General features: G+C 49.6%; 4 protein-coding genes. 2 read left to right on the plus strand and 2 right to left on the minus strand.

Features of this window, described 5'->3' with window-relative positions; genetic code table 11:
• Together KHU33_RS25800 and KHU33_RS25805 are read right to left on the minus strand one after the other, a co-directional pair.
• Positions 1 to 241 (minus strand): aconitase family protein (locus KHU33_RS25800; protein ID WP_268907150.1); only part of this gene is annotated, 241 nt, incomplete at its 3' end.
• A gap of 151 nt (positions 242 to 392) precedes the next feature.
• Positions 393 to 1,295 carry a LysR family transcriptional regulator gene (locus KHU33_RS25805; protein ID WP_211468356.1) on the minus strand — a complete coding sequence of 301 codons (903 nt, stop codon included), beginning with the start codon at positions 1,293 to 1,295 and terminating at the stop codon, positions 393 to 395.
• Positions 1,296 to 1,872: 577 nt separating this feature from the next.
• On the opposite strand from KHU33_RS25805, the gene KHU33_RS25810 reads away from it, so the two are divergent.
• Positions 1,873 to 2,442, plus strand: coding sequence for a phasin family protein (locus KHU33_RS25810; protein WP_211468358.1), 570 nt, complete (start codon positions 1,873 to 1,875; stop codon positions 2,440 to 2,442).
• A gap of 29 nt (positions 2,443 to 2,471) precedes the next feature.
• Positions 2,472 to 2,801: a hypothetical protein gene (locus KHU33_RS25815; protein ID WP_211468360.1), complete on the plus strand. Its 330-nt coding sequence runs from the start codon at positions 2,472 to 2,474 to the stop codon at positions 2,799 to 2,801.
• Positions 2,802 to 3,226: the final 425 nt, after the last annotated feature.

Here is a 3,226-nt window from a genome sequence, read left to right on the forward strand (position 1 = left end):
AACGCGAGACCGGATCGGCAATGCCGTTGGCGCGGCCGGTGGTCGGCACGTTATGGTCGGCCACCATCAGGTTGGCCGGCAGCCGCCATGGCTTGCGGCCGGCCAGCTTCAGGCCTTCGAAAGCCTGCGGGCTGGTAACCTCATGCAAAAGATGTCGATCAATATACAGAATCGCCGTGCCATCCTGCTCGGTATGGACGACGTGGGACTCCCAAAGTTTATCGTAGAGCGTTCGATTCATGATCATTCCGTCTGTGAAAAATGAAGATATCCGCATCAGAGCAAAAAGCTCTTCCGCAACATTTCAGTCAGAAAGGATACAGATCAGGCATCAGAAGCAGAAGCAGCAATTAAAGACGGCTGATATCTCGAATCGAGAAGACTGTCCCGCTTTACCGTTTGTTCATCAAAAAACTGACAAGCGAAGCAGCGGTCGCCGTCAAGGGAAAATCGCAATTGTAGACAAGCACAAGCTGGCGAGTTGCCCACGTGTCTGCGATCGGAATCAAACAGATATCCAACGTATTGAGATACATTTCCCCTATCTGCTGCGGAACAACGGCGACACCTAGTCCTACATGCACCATTCTGCACAAGGCATCCAGGCTGCTCACCCGCATTTTGATGTTCAGCGAATTGCCGGCATGTTGTGCCTGACTCGCCAGCAACAGTGCCAACGCGCTATCGTCGTTTAAGCCGACAAAACTCTCATTGAGAAAGTCCTGAAGATGTACGATGCCGGCTTCGCCCAATCGGTGTCCTTTAGGAACCATCAGCATCAGGCGATCTTTGCGATACGGATGTACCGCAAGACTAGAATCGCTGTCCAAGGCATTGCAAACACCGATATCGGCAGTTCTATCCCTGATGCTCTGCATTACGAGGGAACTTGTTTTCTCTTCCAGATCGATATCCACTTGGGGGAAAGAGCGCTGAAAGGCGGCAAGATCTTCCGGCAAAAACTGCACGATCGAAGACAAATTTCCCACAAGCCGCACCTTCCCCAAGGCGCCATCGGATAGTAATTTAATTTCCCTTTCCATCTCTTCGAGATTAGACAAGACTGACTCAGCGTACTTGAGCACTGTTCTTCCTGCGGGCGTAATAGAAATACCCCGGGATCCGCGATCAATAACCGGATGGCCGACGATTGCTTCCAACTCACTAATGCGGCGGCTAATCGCTGAATGCGCAATAAATTCGCGCTCAGCGGCCCGGGCAATATTCTTTTCCTGACAAACAGTCACAAAGAGGCGCAGCGTTATCAAGTCAATTTTTTTGTAAGAAGTCGTCATTTTTTTACACTACGAATCTTTGCTGCTAAGTGGACAACAGCGTGTGCTCGAGCCGCTGAGGTTGGCTATTGAGCAGCCTGGCCTTGAGTTCGATCTGGTGTGCCAATCGTAGCAAGGTGAAGGTATCAACGCTACAAAAAAGCCCGCATTTATGCGGGCTTTGGAGCATTTCCTGCTTTGTATACTAGAGAATGCCAGACCTCAGATCATTCCCATTCAATTATCAATAGCGCTCGAAAAACCAATATTTTAGCCACTCCCAGAGCAACGAGCTGACTAAATACCACGAAAAGTACCATGATGAGGAAATTTGACAGATGACGCAACTATCCCAATTCGCGGAAGCCGTTACGTCAACAAAAAGAAGTCAAACGCGATCAATCCATCAAGAATGCAGTTGGCACTATCAAAATTACCAGCTAGACATCTGGCAACAAAAATCTAAAATCACATTTTTGCACCGCACAATGCGCCATTTACATCAATGGCGTTCTGCAACCAATGGCTAGTCTTTAGCCGCCTTTCGTCGCCCTACTAATGTCGTCTGTTTTTACAACAGCGACTCCTTGGAGAAGCCATGTCTACCGCCGCAGAACAATTTTCAGCCGCCGCCAAAGCCAAATTTGAAGCTAATTTGGCCCTGTATACCGATTTCACGACCAAAGCATTTGCCGGCGTAGGAAAGCTGATCGACCTCAACCTGAGCGCTGCCAAAGCTTCGCTGGAAGAGTCGACCGCCACCACCCAGAAATTCTTTGCCGCTAAAGATCCGCAAGAATTTTTCTCGCTGAGTGCAGCGCTGGCCCAACCGAACGCGGAAAAGGCCATCGCTTACGGTCGTCATTTCGCCAGCATCGCTTCCAGCACACAAGCCGAGCTGACCAAGGTCGCAGAAGCGCAAGTTGCGGAAACCAAGCGTAAAGTCGTCGAGTTCGTCGACCAGGCATCTAAAAACGTGCCACCAGGTGCAGAAGGCGCAGTTGCCTTCGTCAAATCGGCAATCGGCAGCGCCAACGCCGGTTACGAACAGTTCGCCAAGAGCACCAAGCAAGCAGTTGAAACCATCGAAAGCAATGTCAACAACGCCGTCGATCAACTGTCGCAAGCCTCTACTAAGAGTAGTACCGCTCATTCGAGCAAGAAGTAAACCGCCAAATCACAAGGAGGAAATGAACAATGACTACTCAAAGCAGAGACTGGCACGCATGGTTGAACACTATGCCACCGGGCCCACACGAATTGCATGTCGCCGGCGATGTTTTGGTCGGCAACCCAGGGATAAAAGCTGTGCTAACCATGAAAGAACCGCAAGGAATCAATCCGGCGATCCTCATGCTGGATCTTCACCTCGTTCAAGAGCCTGGAATGTGGCCGCAAGTATTGACATGGGTGCCCGCTAAATACAACCGTGTCATGCCGCCAAAATCAACAAATATTGAGGCGGTTGAGATCTACGAGCAAGGCGAGAAGATAGCCTCCATAGATCACGTTCCTCACATTTCGTAAGCAAAAGACAATCGTTCGTTCAACCTGACCTTCAAATGCAGGGTACGCTTTCAGCTTACCCTGCTGTTTCAGGCAAATTGGTCAAGCCTCATTAGTTCACGGCGTGGAATGAGACTGAATCCCCGTACCAGCTATAGCTCTCATCATTTGCTGCAGCAAATTCGTAGCACTCAGCTTATGCCAGATTTAGATTGAACTTTATCGGATTGGTGCTATCCGTGGATATGCATTATCGTAGCCAAGCTACACTGAACCGAAAAGCAAAAAAGCCCGCATTTACGCGAGCTTTTTGCTTTTCAGTGACCCGTCCTGAATTAGGTTGACACTTTTTCGATGAAGAGAAGGAGTGTCAAATGGAGCAAGAGATGCGGCGCAGCCAACGTGATTACAGCCTGGCTTTTAAATTGAGCGTTGTCGAGCAGGTA

The sequence above is a fragment of the Collimonas silvisoli genome, from assembly GCF_018305005.1.
Taxonomy (GTDB): Bacteria; Pseudomonadota; Gammaproteobacteria; order Burkholderiales; family Burkholderiaceae_D; genus Collimonas; species Collimonas silvisoli.

What these genes read in the sequence shown, in the direction of transcription:
- KHU33_RS25815 (WP_211468360.1), top strand. Translation starts at nt 2,472, where the DNA reads ATGACTACTCAAAGCAGAGACTGGCACGCATGGTTGAACACTATGCCA.
- KHU33_RS25810 (WP_211468358.1), top strand. Translation starts at nt 1,873, where the DNA reads ATGTCTACCGCCGCAGAACAATTTTCAGCCGCCGCCAAAGCCAAATTT.
- KHU33_RS25805 (WP_211468356.1), bottom strand. Translation starts at nt 1,295, where the DNA reads ATGACGACTTCTTACAAAAAAATTGACTTGATAACGCTGCGCCTCTTT.